Origin of the sequence: Parasphingomonas zepuensis, assembly GCF_036663735.1 — a bacterium.
GTDB lineage: Bacteria > Pseudomonadota > Alphaproteobacteria > Sphingomonadales > Sphingomonadaceae > Sphingomonas.
Map to the genome: position 1 here is coordinate 282,832 of NZ_JAXOJO010000005.1, position 15,994 is coordinate 298,825.

Annotated in this window: 18 protein-coding genes; 11 read left to right on the forward strand and 7 right to left on the reverse strand. The window is 66.9% G+C overall.

What is annotated here, in order from left to right:
- Both U1769_RS19350 and U1769_RS19355 read left to right on the forward strand, forming a co-directional pair.
- Positions 1–972, forward strand: a complete 972-nt coding sequence (locus U1769_RS19350; RefSeq protein WP_332719321.1) for an aldo/keto reductase — start codon at positions 1–3, stop codon at positions 970–972.
- Between the two features lie 46 nt (positions 973–1,018).
- Positions 1,019–1,384: a hypothetical protein gene (locus tag U1769_RS19355; RefSeq protein ID WP_332719323.1), complete on the forward strand. Its 366-nt coding sequence runs from the start codon at positions 1,019–1,021 to the stop codon at positions 1,382–1,384.
- A gap of 103 nt (positions 1,385–1,487) precedes the next feature.
- Here U1769_RS19355 and U1769_RS19360 read toward each other — a convergent pair whose 3' ends face one another.
- A complete protein-coding gene (locus U1769_RS19360) occupies positions 1,488–1,988 on the reverse strand; it encodes a hypothetical protein (protein WP_332719325.1) in 501 nt (166 codons plus the stop codon).
- A gap of 48 nt (positions 1,989–2,036) precedes the next feature.
- Positions 2,037–2,660: a hypothetical protein gene (locus tag U1769_RS19365; RefSeq protein ID WP_332719327.1), complete on the reverse strand. Its 624-nt coding sequence runs from the start codon at positions 2,658–2,660 to the stop codon at positions 2,037–2,039.
- A gap of 136 nt (positions 2,661–2,796) precedes the next feature.
- Between U1769_RS19365 and U1769_RS19370 the strand changes: the two genes are divergently transcribed.
- Positions 2,797–3,237, forward strand: coding sequence for a hypothetical protein (locus U1769_RS19370; RefSeq protein ID WP_332719329.1), 441 nt, complete (start codon positions 2,797–2,799; stop codon positions 3,235–3,237).
- Between the two features lie 36 nt (positions 3,238–3,273).
- On the opposite strand, the gene U1769_RS19375 is transcribed toward U1769_RS19370, so the two are convergent.
- The 5 genes from U1769_RS19375 to U1769_RS19395 form a co-directional block, all read right to left on the reverse strand.
- The gene (locus U1769_RS19375) at positions 3,274–4,497 is read right to left on the reverse strand and encodes a benzoate/H(+) symporter BenE family transporter (protein ID WP_332719331.1); all 1,224 of its coding nucleotides are present in this window, start codon (positions 4,495–4,497) and stop codon (positions 3,274–3,276) included.
- Between the two features lie 42 nt (positions 4,498–4,539).
- Entirely contained in the window at positions 4,540–5,328 is a 789-nt protein-coding gene (locus U1769_RS19380) for an alpha/beta fold hydrolase (protein ID WP_332719333.1), read from the reverse strand.
- Between the two features lie 47 nt (positions 5,329–5,375).
- Positions 5,376–5,801 carry an organic hydroperoxide resistance protein gene (locus U1769_RS19385; RefSeq protein WP_332719839.1) on the reverse strand — a complete coding sequence of 142 codons (426 nt, stop codon included), beginning with the start codon at positions 5,799–5,801 and terminating at the stop codon, positions 5,376–5,378.
- Positions 5,802–6,006: 205 nt separating this feature from the next.
- Positions 6,007–7,407 carry a syringate O-demethylase gene (gene desA / locus U1769_RS19390; RefSeq protein ID WP_332719335.1) on the reverse strand — a complete coding sequence of 467 codons (1,401 nt, stop codon included), beginning with the start codon at positions 7,405–7,407 and terminating at the stop codon, positions 6,007–6,009.
- 37 nt (positions 7,408–7,444) lie between these two features.
- On the reverse strand, positions 7,445–8,158 hold the full coding sequence (locus U1769_RS19395) for an alpha/beta fold hydrolase (protein ID WP_332719337.1): 714 nt from the start codon (positions 8,156–8,158) through the stop codon (positions 7,445–7,447).
- A 152-nt stretch (positions 8,159–8,310) separates the two neighbouring features.
- Between U1769_RS19395 and U1769_RS19400 the strand changes: the two genes are divergently transcribed.
- From U1769_RS19400 to U1769_RS19435, 8 genes are all read left to right on the forward strand, one after another.
- Positions 8,311–9,156 carry a methylenetetrahydrofolate reductase gene (locus U1769_RS19400; protein WP_443030414.1) on the forward strand — a complete coding sequence of 282 codons (846 nt, stop codon included), beginning with the start codon at positions 8,311–8,313 and terminating at the stop codon, positions 9,154–9,156.
- Positions 9,157–9,188: 32 nt separating this feature from the next.
- Positions 9,189–10,049, forward strand: a complete 861-nt coding sequence (gene purU, locus U1769_RS19405; protein WP_332719341.1) for a formyltetrahydrofolate deformylase — start codon at positions 9,189–9,191, stop codon at positions 10,047–10,049.
- A 4-nt stretch (positions 10,050–10,053) separates the two neighbouring features.
- Positions 10,054–10,914, forward strand: coding sequence for a bifunctional 5,10-methylenetetrahydrofolate dehydrogenase/5,10-methenyltetrahydrofolate cyclohydrolase (locus U1769_RS19410; protein ID WP_332719343.1), 861 nt, complete (start codon positions 10,054–10,056; stop codon positions 10,912–10,914).
- Positions 10,911–11,333 carry a dihydroneopterin aldolase gene (locus U1769_RS19415; RefSeq protein WP_332719345.1) on the forward strand — a complete coding sequence of 141 codons (423 nt, stop codon included), beginning with the start codon at positions 10,911–10,913 and terminating at the stop codon, positions 11,331–11,333. The genes U1769_RS19410 and U1769_RS19415 overlap by 4 nt, the downstream gene beginning before the upstream one ends.
- Positions 11,334–11,335: 2 nt before the next feature.
- Positions 11,336–12,673, forward strand: coding sequence for an MFS transporter (locus U1769_RS19420; protein WP_332719347.1), 1,338 nt, complete (start codon positions 11,336–11,338; stop codon positions 12,671–12,673).
- 198 nt (positions 12,674–12,871) lie between these two features.
- A complete protein-coding gene (locus tag U1769_RS19425; protein ID WP_332719349.1) occupies positions 12,872–13,768 on the forward strand; it encodes a LysR family transcriptional regulator in 897 nt (298 codons plus the stop codon).
- A 222-nt stretch (positions 13,769–13,990) separates the two neighbouring features.
- On the forward strand, positions 13,991–14,506 hold the full coding sequence (locus U1769_RS19430) for a formate dehydrogenase subunit gamma (RefSeq protein WP_332719351.1): 516 nt from the start codon (positions 13,991–13,993) through the stop codon (positions 14,504–14,506).
- Entirely contained in the window at positions 14,503–15,993 is a 1,491-nt protein-coding gene (locus U1769_RS19435) for an NADH-ubiquinone oxidoreductase-F iron-sulfur binding region domain-containing protein (protein ID WP_332719353.1), read from the forward strand. The genes U1769_RS19430 and U1769_RS19435 overlap by 4 nt, the downstream gene beginning before the upstream one ends.
- Position 15,994: the final 1 nt, after the last annotated feature.

Genomic DNA, 15,994 nt, shown 5'->3' on the forward strand with positions numbered 1-15,994 from the left:
ATGACGAAGCAGCATATGGAGTATGTTCGGCTGGGCCGGACGGACGCGCAGGTTAGCGTCGTCGGGCTTGGCTGTGGCGGCCACAGCCGGCTCGGCATGGCGCGGGGCGCGACGACGGCCGAGGCCGGCGACCTGGTGCGGCATGCGATCGACCGGGGCATTACCTTCATCGACACGGCATTGGTCTATCGCACGGAGGAAGCGGTGGCGCTGGGCATCAGGGGGCAGGACCGTAGCAAGCTGTTCCTGTCGACCAAATCCCAGGTGGGGCATGCCGGGGCGGAGATGTCGCCCGAGAATTTCACGGCCGCCGAGTTCGCGGCGAACCTCGATTCGAGCCTGGGGCGTCTCGGCACCGATTATGTCGACCTGTTCCACCTGCACGGCGTCTCGCTCGCGCAGTTGGACCATGCGCGCGAGGTGCTGCTGCCGGAAATGCTGCGCCAGCAACAGGCGGGGAAGATCCGCTTCATCGGCCTGACCGAAGTGTTCCGTTACGACACCGAGCATAAGATGCTGCAGGCGGCGTTGCCGGCGATGCCAATCGATGTCGTGATGGTCGGCTTCAACCTGCTGAACCCGGGCGCGCGCAAGACCGTGTTCCCGCTGACGATGTCGCGAGATATCGGCACACTGATCATGTTCGCCGTGCGGCGCGGCCTGAACAGCGCGGAGCATGTGCGCGAGGCAGTGGCCGAACTGATCGAACGCCACGAGATCGATCCGGCCGCGATCAATCCGGACGACCCGCTCGATTTCCTGCGCGCGGCGCCGGGCGTGCGATCGCAGATCGAGGCGGCGTATCGGTTTTGCCGGCACGAGCCGGGCGCGCATGTCGTGCTGACCGGGACCGGAAGCGCGGCGCATCTGGACGAGAATATCGCGGCGATCCTGGCGCCGCCGCTGCCCGAGAGTGTGCAGGCGAAGCTGGCGGCGGTGTTTGGGGGCGTGACGTCGGCTTCGGCGAATTAGGGGTTATGGCCCCTGTTGGTTTCCACCGCGGTTCGTGACAAGAATGGTGGCAGCGGACACGGCTTTCTTTTCTGCGCGGTTCGGTGTTGGGGCTGAAGCCATGAAGTCGAACAACTATGAAGCGGCGCGAGCGTGGGATTCCACTGCGCGGACATGGGATTCCGTGATCCGCATGGCAATCACCTGTTCCCTGTCGCTCAGCGCGTTAATGGCGATCTGTTCGGCCTTTGTTGTCAGCGCGTTGGCAACTGGCGAAGATGCAAACATCGCCAGGGGCGCCCTTTTGGTGTTCGGGGGTTTGGCATTTGCTCTCGCTGTCAGTTTCCGGAAGGTGGAGCACCGCACTTGGAAACATTGGCTGGCTATCAGTATCCTGGCCGCTCCCGGCGCGCTCTACATGATTGCGCATTGAAGGAAGGCGTCCTTGCGTTCGTCAGTCTTCCGTTGACTGATTTTTGTCGGGTCCTGTCAGGTCGCTTTCCGCGTGACCCCGACCGAACGGGGCGACGCCGCGGTCAGCGGATCTCGCCTTCTACCAATATTACCTCCCGACCGGTTGCCCGGACGAGCAAACCGTCGAGGAATTCGAAGGTAACATTGACGCCGGTTCCCGCATCTCGGGTGCCAAACAAAATCCTTGCTGTCTGCCGGCAATTCGGCGTCGCAACGGAGATCGGCCCGCGCTGGTCAATGGAGCTCTCGAAGCGGGATGGGTTCAGGTCCCTTGCCCATGCGACGGTGCCCGCCACGCCGGTTTCCCGCCCGCCAATCGCGTAGTCGCCGCGCCAGGTGGCGAACGCTGCGTCCGGAGAGACCAATGTGGCTAGCGTTGCGGTGTCTGCCGCCAGACCCGCTCTCACGATCGTGACCGCGCGCGCTACGTAGAACCGATCAACCGCGCCTGGCGATGCATTTCCCTCTGCGAAGCCCGGACACAGGGTTTGTGTCGCGGTCGCCTGCGCTGGAACCAACGCGACGACCAGAAGGGCGGCACAGGCGCGTAAAGTGCTGGTCATCCGGCTATTCTATGGCGTTCCGGGACGGCCGCCCAGTAGGCGCCGGAATCAGCCACATCCCTCGACATAGCCCAGCACCGGCATCGTGCCGATGTGGATCAGCTTCACCTTGCCGTCATGGCCGATCTCGAAACGCAGCGCCGGATCGCCGCTCGCGGCGTTGGGGGCGGTGAGGTATTTGGCGGGGGCGTCTTCATATTTGTGCGGCTCGGCGCGGAAGCCGGCGAACCATTTGCGCACGTCCTGCTCGGTGGCGCCGATACCGACGCCCTCGACCAGCTTCACGTCCGAGCGCTGGCCGACGGTGATGCGCTGCACTTTGCCCTCAGTGACGATGGCATAGACGCCGGGATAATCGGGCGAGGTGACGGTGCGGCAGGCTTCGCCGGTCTGGGCGCCGCGCTCGGCCCAGGACGCGTTTTTGGGCACTGGCTGGCCGATGCGGAGATCGCCCAGGCCTTCGAGCCCGATCACCTTTGCCTGCGCAACAGCTGGCGTCGGCGTCTCGCGCGGTGCCTCCGGGGTTGGCGTGGCGGCGGGAGCGACGGTTTCGCTCTCCAAGGCACCAGTGGCGGGTACGCTGGCGTTCGACTGGTCCGATCGCGGGGCACAGGCGGCGAGCGCAAGGAGCATGGCGAGGGCGGACGCGGAAAAGGCGGGGAGGTTTTTCATAGGGGTGGAACGCCGGTTGGGCGCCCAAAGTTTCCTCCGCTGGCGTGTTCCGGCCGGTTGGTGCGGCACTTGGATGGATTGTTGCCATCAAGAACCAGCTTCTTGGTCAAGCCCTGCCCCCTCGATAGAAGGAGGTATGAAAACTGGCGGCAAGAGCGAGGACGATGCGTTGCGGGCATCGCTGATGAAGTGGGCCAGCCTAGTCCTGATCCCTGGCTTGCTGTTTGTCTTTGGGCTGATCTACCTTGTGATGCCGAGCTATGCGCCACCGCCACAAAGCTGGGCGGACGGCACATATACGCACCCATGCTGCGCGCCGGTGGTATTGCGGAACGGGACTCTGACGACCGGCACCAAGGCCACGCGCTATCTCGTTTCGGATGGCAAGTTCGGACATCAGATCGATGTCCCCGCCGGCATCGGCGTGCGGCGTGGGCAGATCGAGTCCAACAACACGTTCGTATTCGTTCACTTCAACAAAGACAGCATGGCGACGCCCGCAATCGCCGAAGCCAAGTCGCTCCACCTTGTCGGCCTGGATGACAATGTCGACTACGTGTTCGTCAAGCAGGAGTAACGGTGGGGCGGCGGCATGAAGGCCTGCCGCGTCATCTTACCGTCGTTTCAGCAGCGCCCCGGCGCCGAGCGCGGCGAAGCCGGCGACCAGGCCCCAAAAGGCAGAGCCGAGACCGTAGAGAGCGAGGCCCGAGCCGGTGGCGAGGAAAGTGAGGATGGCGGGATCGCGGTCTTCCTTTGCGCTCAGCATAGTTTCGATCGCGCCGGTGAGCGCCGGGATCAGCGCAAGGCCGGTCAGCGCGGCGATTACCGAATGCGGCAGCGCCAGGAACAGGCGGACCAGCGCTGGCGCGAAGATCGCGAGGACGAAGTAGAAGCCGGAATAGAGCGCGGCGACGGTCCAGCGCTTCGCCTTGTCGGGATGCGCCTCCGGGCTGGTGCAGATCGCGGCGGTGATCGCGGCGAGGTTGACGGCGTGGGCGCCGAACGGCGCGGTCGCGACGGTGGCGATGCCGGTGCCGACGAGCAGAGGGCCCGGCTTAGGGTCATAGCCAGCGGCGCGCAGGATGACGAGGCCGGGCAGATTCTGCGACACCAAAGTGACCAGGAACAGCGGCACGCCGAGGCTGAGGATCGCACGGCTATCGAACTGCGGCAGGACAGGCACCAAGGTGCCGAAGACCGGACCGGGCGGCACCGCCGTGCCCTGCCCGCGCGCCAAAGTGAGCGCGATGCCGGCCGCGAGCACGAGCAGCAGCGCGTGGAGCGGCACGCGGCGGCGGGCGGCGACGAAGACGAGCACGAGCAGGCCGACCAGCAGCGGATCGATCGCGGCCAGCCGGAACAGCTCGAGGCAGAAAGGGAGCAGCACCCCGGCGAGCATGGCGGAGGCGATGGCGGGCGGGATACGCTCCGCCCAGCGGCCCAGCATCGGCACCACGCCGAGCAGGATCATCATCAGCCCGGCCGCGAGGAAGACGCCGATCGCGACCGGCCAGGCGAGGCCCGGCGTGGTGGCGGCGAGCAAGGCCGCGCCGGGGGTGGACCAGGCCAGCACCACCGGCATGCGCAGTCGCCACGACAGTGCTGCGCCGGCGACGGCGATACCGAGGCAGAGCGCGGTGACCGCCGATCCGGTCTGTTCGACCGATGCGCCGAGCGTGCGCAGCGCCTGGACGACCAGGGCGATGGTGCCGCCGAAGCCGACCAGCGTGGCGACCAGCGCCGATGACCAGGCGGAGAGCGGGGGCAATCTGCGAACCATCATGTCCTCGTTCATCGGCGTCGAGCGGCTATATCGGGCAAAGGCAGGCGGAGCCATCGCTCCGCCTGCCTTTCGGGGACGATTGCAGCAGGGTGCGATTCAGCGCTTGCCGGCGCCTTGCGCGGCCTGATCGATCACGTCGGCGACGGCCTTGGGCTGCGTGAGGAAGACGACGTGGCTGCCCTTCACCTCGACGGTGGTCGCGCCGATGCGCTTTGCCGTGCTGCGCAGCAGCTTCGGATCGATCGCGGCATCCTCGGTCGCGATCACGGCCCAGCTCGGCTTGGTCCGCCATGCGGCGTGGGTGACCTTGGTGCCGAAGATCGACATGGCGATCGGCACCTGCGAATCGCGCAGGAAAGCGGCATCGGCATCGGTCGTGTCGCCGGCGAAACCGAGCTTGAACTTCGCCATGTTCACGAAGCCGAAGCCGTCGGCCTGGGGCTCGATGACGAAGGTCGCGGGCGGCGGGATCTCGGCGAACTGGTCGCCGGTCGATTGACCGACATCGGGGGCGAGCGCGGAGACATAGACTAGGCCCGCTACCTTCGGATCATCGCCGGCCTGCGTGATGACGGTGCCGCCATAGGAGTGGCCGACCAGGATGGCGGGGCCGTCCTGGCGCGCGAGGACACGCTTCGTCGCGGCGACATCGTCGGCGAGCGAGGTCAGCGGGTTCTGCACGATGGTGACGCGGTAACCGCGCTTCGTCAGCTGATCATAAACGCCGCGCCAGCCCGACCCGTCGGCAAAGGCGCCGTGCACGAGCACGACATTGCGGACGGGCGGTTGGGCGTGCGCGGTGTGATCGGCCTGCTGCGCCTGGGCGGCGCCGGCGAGGGACAAACTGGCAGTGGCGGCAGCGAGTATGGTGCGGATTGCGGGCATGGTGAGGTTCCTTTCCGTTCAAAAAGTGAAGGGACAAAAAGCGACGGTCAAGCGGCGAGCGAGAGGCGCACGTCGAGGCCGTTGCGGGCGAGATGCGAATAGGGGCAGACGATATGCGCCTGATCGACCAGCTCGCGGGCGATGGCGGGATCGACACCGGGCAGCGCGACGGTGAGCGCGACATCGAGGCCGAAGCCCTGGCCGTCGTCCCGCTTGCCGATGCCTACCGCTGCGGTGACATTGCTGTCGTCGGCGATCTTCACCTTGCGCTGGCTCGCGACGAATTTCAGCGCGCCGAGGAAGCAGGCAGCATAGCCGGAGGCGAAGAGCTGTTCGGGATTGGTGCCGGGGCCGCCGGGGCCACCAAGTTCCTTCGGAGTGACCAGCGCGACGCTGAACGTGCCGTCCGTGGTTGCGGCGGTGCCGGTGCGGCCGCCGGTGGCAGTGGATTCGGTGCGATAGAGAATATCCATCATCTGGCTCCTGCTAGATCGCGGTAATAATTATCGCGATATGCATTCTATTAACAGCGAGTCGTGGAGATGTCCAGAATATTATTTATCGCGATATATATCCCGACGACCAGGTCGCTCAGGGAATGTCAGGCAGCCGCTCGGTGCGCCGTACGGATTGGAGGTTGGGTGGAGGGGGCGCCGGAGCGCCCCCTTCCGGTATCGTTCAGGCCGCCGGCTGACGGGTGCGCCAGCTGTCGGCATAGCTGTCGCGCGCGACTTCCGAATAGGGAACCGAAGCGACGGTCGCCCGGATCTCGGTCTGCACATGCGCTTCGACGGTGGGCTTGCGCGTGCCGCCATTGGGCTCGCCCCAGAGCAAAGTGACCTGCGTGCCGGGGGTGGCATATTCTGCGTCGAGCATCGCGAGGGTCAGCATCTTGCCCTCGTTCGAGCTGTAGCCGATCCAGGTGGAGATACCGACGATCTTGCCGTCGACCAGCACCGAATCATAGGGGTGCATGGAATAGACGGCCGACGGGAACTCCATGTACTTGGCGCGGTCGCCCTTCTGCAGCGCCGAGCTGATGACGCGCAGCGAATCCTCGGTATCGAGCGCCAGAGTCACCTTGGTGCGATGCGGCTGACCCGCCATACGCTCGAGCGCCTCGCGGCCGATGAAGTCGTGATCGAACTTCACGAACAGGCCGTAACCCAGGTCCCACGGCGTGAGATAATAGCCCTCGACGCTGTCGGGAACGAAGCTGCCGCCGACCGACGCCTTGGCTTCATAGCTGTTGGCCGAGAGCCACTCACGATAGGGCTTCAGCGCCTCACCGGTATAGACGGCCGGCAGCGGCGACGGGATCCAGCCGGATTCGAGCGTGTTGGACGAATAGGTCCGGCCACCGACGAGCGCGAGGCCGAAATCCTTGCCCGCTTCGATCAGCGCCTGGCGCACCGTCTCGCCGTCAGCCCAGGGACCGAACAGCTCGTAACCGGGCTGGCCTGCCATGCCATGGCGCAGCGCGCGGACCTGCTTGCCCGCGATGGTGAGCGTGGTCATGTGGAAGAACTTCAAATCCGGCGGGGTCTCGCCCATCGCCTTTTCGAGCGTCTTCATCGCGTTCGGGCCCTGGAGCTGGAAGCGATAGGATTTGCGATTCTCCGGATCGGGGCGAACGGCAGTGCGCTCGTCGCGCTCGACCGTCACGTTCCACTTGCCGGTCTGGGCATGATATTCGATCCACTCGATGGTCGGCGCGCGGCCGACCAGATTGAAGCGATTCTCTTCCAGATAGAACAGGATCACGTCGCCGATGACATAGCCGTCCGGCGTGACCGGAACGAACTGCTTGGCGCGATTGGGCACGAAGCCCTTGAAGCTGTTCACGCCGAGATAGTTGAGCATGGCGAACGCATCGGGGCCCGACACTTCGAGATCGACCATGTGATAGGACTGGTTGAACAGCACGCAGGTCTTTGCCCAGGCCTGCTGCTCGCTGCGCCAGTTGGAATATTCGGCCGGCACGCCGGGATAGGCGTTGGGGCCGGTCTGCTGGTTGCGCAGAAGCTCGACGATGTCGCCGCTGTCAGACAGCACGCTTTCGAGGGTCTTGTCGGTCATTGGTATTTTCTCCTGTCGTTCGGGGTCTTGGGGTGGATCAATCGAGCGCCGGCTGGGACAACCATTCGGCGATCGCATCGTTCAGGGCATCGGGCGCCTCGGCCGGCAGCATGTGGCCGGAGCCCTCGACGATCGTCAGCCGCGCGCCGGGGATCGCCGCGGCGATGGTTTCGTGCTGCGCCGGCGGGCTCCACGCATCCTCACGACCGACGCCGACCAAAGTGGGGCAGCGGATCGTCGGCAGCAGCGCATCGACCTCGGGGCGGCCAAGCAGGGCGATGATCTGCGCGGCGAAAGCAGGCACGCCGGCCGCGATGCACATCTCCCGCAGCGGCGCCATCAGCGCTGCATCATCGACGCGGGCGGGCGCGACCATCGGAGGAAGCCAGCGATCGACCAGCGCGGCGGCACCCTGCGCTAGGCCGAGATCGAGCAGCGCATGGCGTTTCTCCGCCTCGCCCGGGTGCGGCATATGGATGCCGGTACTGAGCAGGGCGAGCCGTGCGATACGCTCCGGCGCGATCCGATACGCCTCGAGCGCGACACGGCCGCCCATCGAATGGCCGAGCAGGGAGAGCGGCCCGGGCACCGACTCCAGCGCGAATCGCGCCATTTCGGTCAGGCTGCGGCGCTCACCGAAACCGTCGATCGCGACCGCGCCGGGGAACCGCGCGAGCTGAGCGGCGAAGATGCGCGAATCGCACAGCAATCCCGGCAGTAGAACCAGTGTTGCCGGCGCCGTCCCACGCATATTCTCTCCATAAATTCGCGTTTCTGAAATATTCTGATATACGAACGATACGGCATGCGCTAGGGGGCTATGGACTTAAAAGATCGCTTCCGCGGGCGGCTGCAGATGGGAGACCGACGATGAATGCCAGTGCGATACATCCAGCCTGGGCCGTGGCGGCACCCAAGGTGATGACTGACGGTTATTCGCTCGAGATGACCGCGAAGGACATCGACGCGCTGCGCGACGCCGCACCGCATATCGCGCCCGACACGCCCGTCGCGATCACCTTCCTGCCCGGCGAGACGATGGACGCGCGCATTGCCGCAGCCGTCCAGGTCCGCGCGCTCGGCTTCGAGCCGATGCCGCATCTTTCCGCGCGACGCATCGAATCGCACGATGAACTGGCCGCAATGATCGAGCGATCGACCGCCGAAGCGGGCGCCAAGCGCGTGTTCCTGGTGGCGGGCGATCCGCCCGTGCCGATCGGCCCCTTTTCCGATACCATGTCATTGCTGCGCACCGGCCTGTTCGAGCGCAACGGCATCGCAGCCGTCGGCATCGCCGGCCATCCCGATGGCCATCCCGACATGAATACCGAACAGCTGTGGCAGGCGCTGGCCGACAAGCGTGCCGAGATCGCGGATCGCGGCATGGCTTCGCTGATCGTCACCCAGTTCGGCTTCGATGCCGATCCGTTCCTGGCCTGGCTGCGCGAGCTGCGCGCCCGCGGCATTGATTCGCCGGTGCGGATCGGCGTGCCCGGCCCGGCCGGGATCAAGACCTTGCTGCGCTTCGCCGCACGCTGCGGCGTGGGCGCATCGGCCAGCGTGATGACGAAATATGGCGTATCGCTGTCGCGGCTGCTCGGCACGGCCGGGCCCGACAAGCTGGTCGATGCGCTTGCGCGCGGCATCGGGCCGGAACATGGGGCAGTGCGGCTGCACTTCTATCCCTTTGGCGGCCTGTCGCGTACCGTCGAGTGGATCGGCGACTATACCGCGCGCCACGCGCGCTGAAATATCCGAACGACCAAGGGGAGAAACCAGGCGTGAATGAGGTTTGTACGCTGTCGCTGTCGTGCGACGACCGTCCGGGACTGGTGGCAACCGTAGCCGGTTTTCTGGCGGCACGGGGGGGCAACATCCTCGATGCCCAGCAATTCGACGACCGCCAGACCAGCCGCTTCTTCATGCGGGTAGTGTTCGAGCTGACCGATCCAACCGTGACGGCGGAGCGGATGCGCGCGGAATTCGCGCCGATCGGCGCCGAGCATGGCATGGAATGGAAGATTCGCCTGTCGACCGAGCGCCAGCGCGTGCTGCTGCTGGTATCGAAGTTCGACCATTGCCTGGGCGACCTGCTGTATCGCCACCGTATCGGCGAGCTGGCGATGGACGTGGTCGGGATCATTTCGAACCATCCGCGCAGCGCGCTGCAGACGACGATGGTCGGCGACATTCCCTATCATCACCTGCCGGTGACCCGCGACACCAAGCCGCAGCAGGAAGCGCAGATCAAGCAGCTGGTGGAGGAGACCGGCGCCGACCTGATCGTGCTCGCGCGCTACATGCAGATCCTGTCGGACGACATGGCAAGCTATCTGTCGGGCCGCTGCATCAACATCCACCACAGCTTCCTGCCCGGCTTCAAGGGCGCCAAGCCTTATCACCAGGCGCATGAGCGCGGCGTGAAGATGATCGGCGCAACCGCCCATTACGTGACCGCCGACCTCGACGAAGGGCCGATCATCGGCCAGGACGTCGAGCCGATCAGCCACGCCGACACGCCCGACGACCTGGTCCGCAAGGGCCGCGACATCGAGCGGCGCGTGCTTTCCACGGCGGTGTCCTATCACCTGGAGGACCGGGTGTTGCTGAACGGATCGCGCACGGTCGTCTTCCGGAACTGACCTGGTGGCGGCAACCATAGACGGCCGCGCGCTGGCGCGGCAGCTGTCGGACGAAACCGCCGGCTCCGTCGCCGCCCTGCACGCAGCGCACGGCATCGTGCCGGGGCTGGCGGTGGTGCTGGTCGGCGACGATCCCGCCAGCCAGGTCTATGTCGCGCGCAAGGTATCGGAGACGACGCGGGTCGGCATGCGATCGATCGGGCACCGGCTCGACGCGGCTACGCCGGAGGCAGCGCTGCTGGCGCTGATCGCCGAGCTCAACGCCGACCCGCTGGTTCACGGCATCCTCGTCCAGCTGCCGCTGCCGCCGCAGATCGACGCGGGCCGCGTGCTCGACACGATCGATCCGGCCAAGGATGTCGACGGCTTCCACCCGGTGAATGTCGGCCGGCTGTCGACCGGGACGGGCGGGCTGGTGCCGTGCACCCCGCTTGGCTGCATGAAGCTGCTCGATACGGTGATCGACGATTATCACGGGCTCAACGCCGTGGTGATCGGCAAATCGAACATCGTCGGCAAGCCAGTGGCGATGCTGTTGCTCGAACGCGAATGCACCGTAACGGTAACACATATCGCGACCCGCGACTTGCCGGCGATCGTGCGCGGCGCCGACATCGTCGTCGTCGCGGCCGGCAGCCCGCGGCTGGTGCGCGGCGACTGGGTCAAGCCCGGCGCGGTGGTGATCGACGTGGGCATCACCCGCGTGACCGATCCCGATGGGCGCAAACGGCTGGTCGGTGACGTCGCCTTCGACGAAATCGGCCATGCCCGCGCGGCGACGCCGGTGCCGGGCGGCGTCGGGCCGATGACGATCGCCTGTCTGCTGTCCAACACGGCGCGTGCCGCCTGGCTCTCGGTGGCATGACCAGCGCAGTGGCCTTTACCCGCGTATCGGTGCGCGACCTGCCGATCCTCGCCGATATCGGCATCCATGCCCATGAAATCGGCCGGCGCCAGCCGCTGATGGTCTCCGTGACGCTCGATGTCGCGCCGATCGAAGCGGACAGCATCGAGGCGACCACCGATTACCGCCTGATCGCCCGCGCGGCCGAGGCACTGGGCGAGACCCGCATCGCGCTGATCGAGATCTTCGCTCAGCGTCTGGCGGCATGGTGCCTGAAGCTGCCGGGCGTGCTCGGCGCGGAAGTGAGCGTCGACAAGCCGCAGGCCTTGCCCGCCGGCATGGCTTCGGTAACGACGAAACTGTGCCGCACCGGCGACGCGGACGCGATACAGGACGCGACCGACGAGTTGATCGTCGTCGAGGTCGAGAAGGAACACTAAGCGTGGCAGGACATGACGTATCGACCGCCGCCGGCAACCCAGTGATGCGGTTGCTGGCCGATGCGCCGATGAGCAGCCGGCAGATCTTCGCGGTGGCGATATCAGTGGCGCTCAATGCGCTTGACGGCTTCGACGTGCTCGCCATCACCTTCGCCGCGCCCGGCATCACACGCGACTGGGGCATCGGCCCGGCGCAACTCGGCGTCGCGCTCTCCTCCGGGCTCGTCGGCATGGCGCTCGGCTCGCTCGTGCTCGCGCCGCTGGGCGATCGTTTCGGCCGGCGGCCGCTCGTGCTCGGCTGCCTCGTGCTGATGGCCGCCGGCATGTTGCTGACCGCGACCGCGACCGGGCTGCTCAGCCTGTGCCTGTGGCGCATCGTCACCGGGCTCGGCATCGGCGGCATGGTGGCGGCGATCAATGCGGTTGCCTCCGAATTCGCCAACGAGAAGCGCCGCGACCTTTCCGTCGCGTTGATGACGATCGGCTATCCGGTCGGCGGCCTGATCGGCGGCTTCGCCGTGGCCGAACTGGTCGTCACCCATGGCTGGCAATCGGTGTTTGTGGCGGGCGGCCTGGCGACGGCGGCGTTCCTGCCGCTGATCTGGTTCGGCCTGCCCGAATCGCTCGAATATCTCGCCCGCAAGGGTACGCCGGCGGCGCGGCACCAGATCGATTCGATCCTGGCGCGCATGGGCCATCCAGCGCTGGGCAGCGACATCACCCTGGTCGCCGCGCCGGCCCGGGGCGGCAGCGTGACCGAGCTGCTCGGCCCGCGCTACCGGACGCTGACGCTGCTGCTGGTCGCCGGCTATTTCCTGCACATCACGACCTTCTATTTCTTCTCCGGCTGGCTGCCCAAGCTGATGAGCGATCTCGGCTATGAGACGCCCGACGCGATCCGTACCTCGGCATTGATGAGCCTGGGCGGCGTGATCGGCGGTTCGGCGCTCGGCTGGGCCGCGCCGCGCTTCGGGCTTACCCGGCTCGTCACCGTGGCGATGATCGGGACGACCGTGACCTTCGCGGTGTTCGGCATGGTCTCCGGCCTGATCGCGATGCAGGTCGTTGCCTTCCTGGCCGGTGCCTGTGTGTTCGGCGGGATCGTCGGCCTCTATTCGCTGCTGGCCCGATCCTTCCCGGCCGAGCTGCGAGTGACGGGCACGGGCCTGGCGATCGGCATCGGCCGCGCGGGCGCGGTGATCGGCCCGGTGCTGGGCGGCATCCTGATCCAGATGGGCATGAGCATCCCGCTGGCCATCGCCATCGTAGGGGCCGGCGCGCTGATCGCGGCCGCGATGCTGATCATCCTCAACCGCCAGCCGCCGGTGGCTGCTGGCTGAGGCGCAGGGTTTCCCCAACGAGTATACGCAAAGGTTCAGCCGCCGCGCGCGAGGCGCGGGCATGGCTGCTGATAGAATATCCCTATATACAGAAGAAAGAGCGGCCCTTCGACAAGCTCAGGGCGAGCGGGGGAGAGATGGCCCCGCCCCAACCGGGCTTTACCCTAGTGGCTGCCAGGTCCGGCTGGAGGTGAGCCCGTGCAGTTACGCCTGCTGGAATATTTCGTGGCGCTGGCGCGCGAGGAGCATTTCGCGCGGGCCGCGGCGGCTTGCCATGTCACTCAGCCGACGCTGTCGGCCGGGATCGCGGCGCTCGAGGCGCAACTCGGCAAGCGGCTGATCGATCGCGACCGGCGCTTCATCGGCCTGACCGAGGAAGGCCGCGCCGCGCTACCCTGGGCGCAGCAGGCGCTGGCGATGGTCGACGGCCTCGAACATGCCGCCGAGACCGCGCGGGGGCCGTTGCGCGGAACGTTGCGGCTCGGCGCGATCCCGGCATCGATGCCGGCGGTGGGGCATCTCGCCCGCGCGCTGTGCGCCGCGCATCCCGAAATCTCGATCGTGGTGCGATCGCTGACCTCGCGCGAGATCGAGCTTGCGCTCGCCGCGTTCGAGCTGGACGCGGGGCTCACCTATCTCGATCACGAACCGCCGGCGCAGGTGCTGGCGGCGCCGCTTTATGCGGAGCGCGGGATGTTCGTCACCCGCCGGGGCGGGGCGCTGGACGGGCTGACGACGATCGGCTGGGACGAGGTGATCGCCCAGCCGCTGTGCCTGCTGCACGAGGGTATGCAGAACCGCCGGATCTTCGACGCGCACCTCGCCGCGCGTGGCATGGCGGTGCATCCGCGGGCAACCGCGGATTCCTATGTCGCGCTGCTGGCGATGGTGGAGGCGGGCGGCTTTTCGACGATCGTGCCGGAGGGCTACGCCGCGTTGATCCCGACCGGCAGCTGGGCGCAAATCCTGCCGCTCGAGGAACCGTTTCCGGCGAGCCGGGTGGGGCTGGTCGTGCTGGATCGGACGCCGTCGAGCCAGCTGGCGCAGGCTGCGCTGGCGGCGGCGCATGGGCTTGGGCCGGATATCCTTAGGTGAAAAGCACAGGCCTTCCCCTGAACGGATAGCCCCTCCCCTTTAGGGGAGGGGTTGGGGTGGGGCCTATCCTCAAGCGCTGGTCTCGGTGAGACGGCCAGGCCCCACCCCCACCCCTCCCCTGAAGGGGAGGGGCTTAGAACGAGGCGCGTGATAGACGCTGTCTATCAAACATCATCATCGTCAACTTGACGGACGCGCCCCGGTCGCGCGTAAATGCGGCATATGCGTACCACCACCGAGACCGAGCGTTCGGGCGCCGCGCTGGCCGTCGGCCACGCAGCCCATGTCGAAGCGATCGCGCGGCTGATGCCCGACGATGAAAGCGATGCGCGTGGCGCATTGCTGCCGTTGCTGCACGCCCTGCAGGACGAATTCGGCCATATCGACGATGCGCTGGTGCCGCGCGTCGCCGAGGCGCTGAACCTGAGCCGGGCGGACGTGCACGGGGTCGTCACTTTCTACCATGATTTCCGGCGCCAGCCCGCCGGCCGCCATGTCGTGAAGCTGTGCCGGGCGGAAAGCTGCCAGGCGCGTGGTGGTGCTGCGATCGAGCGGGCCGCGATCGAGCGGCTCGGCGTGCCGATGGGCGCGACCCGGGCCGACGGGCAGGTGACGCTCGAGCCGGTCTATTGCCTGGGCCTGTGCGCGATCGGACCTTGCGCGCTGGTAGATGACGTGCCGGTCGCGCGGATCGACGGGCCGGCGCTCGACCGGCTGGTCGCGCAGGTGACCGCGTGACCCGCGCCTATATCAGCCGCGACATGGCGTCGGTCGCGCTCGGCGCAGATGCCGTGGCCGCTGCGTTCGCCGCCGCGGGCGTGGAGGTGGTGCGCACCGGCAGCCACGGGCTGTTCCGCATCGAGCCGCTGGTCGAGATCGAGACGCCCGAGGGACGGATCGGCTTCGGGCCGGTGGGGCCGGACGACGTGGCGGCCGTGCTCGACGGCAGCCATGCGAACCGGATCGGCGACCTCGCCGCCCTGCCCTTCTTCGCCTCGCAGCAGCGCTTCACGTTCGCCCGGTGCGGCATTGTCGATCCGCTCGATCCCGAAGATTATGCCGCGCATGACGGCTGGGCCGGGCTCGACGCAGCGCGAGCGCTGGCGCCGGCCGAAGTCGTCGCGGCGGTGAAGGCAAGCGGGCTGCGCGGGCGCGGCGGGGCGGGTTTCCCGACCGGCATCAAATGGCAGACCGTGCTCGATGCCGAGGGCCCGGAAAAGTTCATCGTGTGCAACGCCGATGAGGGCGACAGCGGCACCTTTGCCGATCGCATGCTGATGGAGGGCGATCCCTTCTGCCTGATCGAAGGCATGGCGATCGCCGCCCATGCGGTCGGCGCCGGCCATGGCTATATCTATATCCGCTCCGAATATCCCTTTGCCGTGGCGACGATGCGTGCGGCGATCCAGCGCGCGGCGGCGCGGATCGCGCCCTTCACGCTCGAAGTGCGGGTCGGCGCCGGCGCCTATGTGTGCGGCGAGGAAACCGCCCTGCTCGATTCGATCGAGGGTAAGCGCGGGCAGGTCCGCGCCAAGCCGCCGCTGCCGGCGATCGCCGGCCTGTTCGGCATGCCGACCGTCATCAACAATGTGCTGAGCTTGGCCGCAGTGCCGTTCATCCTGGCGAACGGGCCCGAGGCCTATGCCGCGGTCGGATTCGGCCGGTCGCGGGGGACAATGCCGATCCAGCTGGCCGGCAATGTGCGCAATGGCGGGCTGTACGAAGTGGGTTTCGGCATCACGCTGGGCGAACTCGTCGACGGGATCGGCGGGGGCACGGAGAGCGGCCGGCCAGTGCGCGCGGTGCAGGTCGGCGGGCCGCTCGGCGCCTATTTCCCGCCATCCATGTTCCACCTGCCGTTCGACTATGAGAGCTTCGCCGCGGCGGGCGGGCTGATCGGCCATGCCGGGATCACCGTGTTCGACGACAGCGTCGACATGGCGAAGATGGCGCGCTTCGCGATGGAGTTCTGCGCGGTCGAAAGCTGCGGCAAATGCACGCCGTGCCGCATCGGATCGACGCGCGGCGTGGAGACGGTCGACCGCATCGTCGCCGGCGACCGGATCGACGACAATATCGCGATCCTGCGCGATCTGTGCGATACGATGAAGTACGGATCGCTCTGCGCGCTTGGCGGGTTCACGCCCTATCCGGTGCTGAGCGCACTCGATTATTTTCCTGAAGATTTCGGCGGCGCGACCGCGCTGCCAGTGGCTGCGGAGTAGC